Annotated in this window: 2 protein-coding genes; both read left to right on the top strand. The window is 44.3% G+C overall.

The window, feature by feature from the left end; all coding sequences use genetic code 11:
• Nucleotides 1-1,457, top strand: a 1,457-nt coding sequence (locus LC574_RS33635) for a polyribonucleotide nucleotidyltransferase (RefSeq protein ID WP_229457933.1), incomplete at its 5' end; no start/stop codon positions are given.
• Between the two features lie 345 nt (nucleotides 1,458-1,802).
• The coding region (gene ovoA, locus LC574_RS33630; protein ID WP_229457931.1) for a 5-histidylcysteine sulfoxide synthase at nucleotides 1,803-2,983 on the top strand (1,181 nt) is incomplete at its 3' end.

Here is a 2,983-nt window from a genome sequence, read left to right as displayed (position 1 = left end):
CAGAAGGAGACCAGACGCTAGAAAATTATATCCGCGATCGCGCTAGCGGCCAGATTAAGAAAATCCTGTCTCAATTTGAATTCACCAAACCCGAACGCGATGCCGCTTTAGATGTCGTCAAGGATGAAATTGCCACGACGATTACTGAACTGCCAGAAGAAGATCCAATTCGAGTTGCCGCAACTGCAAATAGCAAGGCACTTGGTAACACTTTTAAAGATATTACCAAATACTTTATGCGGCGGCAAATCATTGAAGATAACGTTCGCGTTGATGGTCGTAAACTTGATGAAGTGCGACCTGTTTCTTGTTTAGTTGATGTCTTACCAAAACGAGTCCACGGGAGTGGTTTATTTAACCGGGGACTAACTCAGGTATTATCCACTTGTACTCTGGGTACACCTGGGGATGCCCAAAACCTCAACGATGACATGCAGCTAGATCAACACAAACGTTATCTGCACCATTACAACTTCCCGCCTTTCTCAGTTGGGGAAACCAAGCCAATGCGGGCCCCAGGAAGGCGCGAAATTGGTCACGGCGCATTAGCAGAGCGAGCGTTACTACCTGTGCTACCGTCGAAAGAACAATTTCCTTACGTGATTCGCATCGTATCGGAAGTACTTTCCTCCAACGGTTCCACCTCAATGGGTTCAGTGTGCGGTTCCACCCTAGCCCTGATGGATGCTGGTGTACCAATTATCAAACCCGTCAGTGGCGCGGCAATGGGTCTGATTAAGGAAGGGGATGAAGTGCGAGTCCTCACTGATATCCAGGGTATTGAAGACTTTTTGGGCGACATGGACTTCAAAGTTGCCGGGACGGATACCGGGATTACCGCCTTGCAAATGGATATGAAAATCTCCGGTTTGTCGTTGGAGGTTATTGCCCAAGCCGTTCACCAAGCCAAATCAGCCCGGTTGCACATTCTGGAGAAAATGCTCGCCTGCATTAACACGCCACGGACTGAAACCTCACCTTATGCCCCACGTCTGTTAACAATCAAGATTGATTCAGACATGATTGGTCTGGTCATCGGGCCTGGAGGCAAAACTATTAAGAGCATCACAGAGGAAACTGGTGCAAAAATTGACATCGAAGATGATGGCATCGTAACAATTTCTGCTGTGGATGAGAACAAGGCCAAGAGAGCTAGAAACATCATCCAAGGCATGACCCGCAAGCTGCACGAAGGGGATGTCTACGCAGGACGCATCACTCGGATTATACCGATAGGTGCATTTGTGGAATTTCTGCCTGGAAAAGAAGGGATGATCCACATCTCACAACTAGCTGACTACCGCGTTGGCAAAGTTGAGGATGAAGTAGCGGTGGGCGATGAAGTGATTATCAAAGTGCGCGAAATTGATAACAAAGGTCGGATTAATCTCACTCGCTTGGGTATCCACCCAGATCAAGCAGCAGCAGCACGGGAAGCTGCGGCGGTGAATCGGTAACTCGATTTGGGATTTTAGATTTTATCTAATCTAAAATCCGCGATGCCTACTGTGAAGGCATCGCCGTATGCTTTTCTAATTAGTTGCAAAACTCTTAACCTGATAGCACTAAGACAGTTATTGAATGTTTTAACCTCGCCTATACTTGTTCAACGTTAATACATTATTTATATTATTTTGACAAGCCGTAATTAGAGTAATTTTAACCACACCTTTTATCTATTTACAAATTTAGTAGATTGTCTGATCATAACGACACAAGACAAAATGTGATGAACAACACTTTTTTTTGTAAGAAGTCGTAGTTTATGTAATTTGTCTGATGAATGTTCTGTCAAAAATATCATGGCTTTAGTTCTAACCATAAATAAACTGACATCAATTCAAGTCCCGACACTCAATGATTGCAGTTCACAAAGCCTGCTCAACTACTTTGAGAATTCTTGGGAACTTGAAGAAACACTCATGAAAAGTTTGGTCGAGGAAGAAACTTTTTATCTTAACCCCGATCCTTTAAGAAACCGGATAATTTTTTATCTTGGTCACTCAGCTGTTTTTTTCATCAATAAGTTACTTGGCGTTGGTTTAATCAAAGCTGGAATTAATTCACAATACGAAACCTTATTTGAAATCGGAGTTGATCCACAAACACCGACAGAACTCGACGCAGCTATGCAAGGGGTTAGCTGGCCTGATGTAGAAAAAGTTTGGCAATATCGAGACAAGGCACGAGAGGCGATCGCAAAGGTTATTCAAAATACCTCCCTGGATCTCCCAATTCATCAACAGCATCCCTTCTGGGCTTTGCTGATGGCAATAGAACATAGTCGGATTCACTTTGAAACCTCGTCGATGCTGGTGCGTCAATTGCCTACCGATCGCTTAAAACGTCCCCAAGACTGGAATTACGCACCTAGTAACGCGAAGATTCCTAACAATGAAATGCGCCGGGTTCCGGGTGGTGTGGTGAAACTAGGAAAATCCAAGGATGATCTTACTTATGGTTGGGATAGCGAATATGGCGATCGCACTGTTGAAGTGAAACCGTTTTTAGCTAGTCAATATTTAATCACTAACGGCGAATATCTGAAATTTGTTCAAGCTGGTGGTTACAATAACCCAGATTACTGGAATGCTGAATCTTGGGATTGGAAGCAACTCTACAACGTCCAACATCCCAAATTCTGGATACCCTTCCGGGATGGCTACCGCTATCGAGCCACATTCGACGAAATAGACTTACCGCTAGACTGGCCTGTGGAAGTCAATTACTACGAAGCGATCGCATTTTGTCGTTCTCAAGGCTCAGAAATTCGCTTGATGACTGAAGCGGAATGGAATCAAGCCTTACTTACCTCTGAGCATAAGCACTTAACAAGTAACTATAATCTCAACTTACAATTCATTTCCCCCAGCCCAGTGGGAATGTTCAAACCAGCTAATAGTGCTTCTGGACTTTACGATCTTAGAGGAAACGTCTGGGAATGGTTGGGGGACACATTCAACGCCCTACCAGGATTTGAACC

Source organism: Nostoc sp. CHAB 5715 (genome assembly GCF_020829685.1).
Taxonomy (GTDB): domain Bacteria; phylum Cyanobacteriota; class Cyanobacteriia; order Cyanobacteriales; family Nostocaceae; genus Nostoc.
This window is presented reverse-complemented; position numbering and strand designations above follow the sequence as displayed.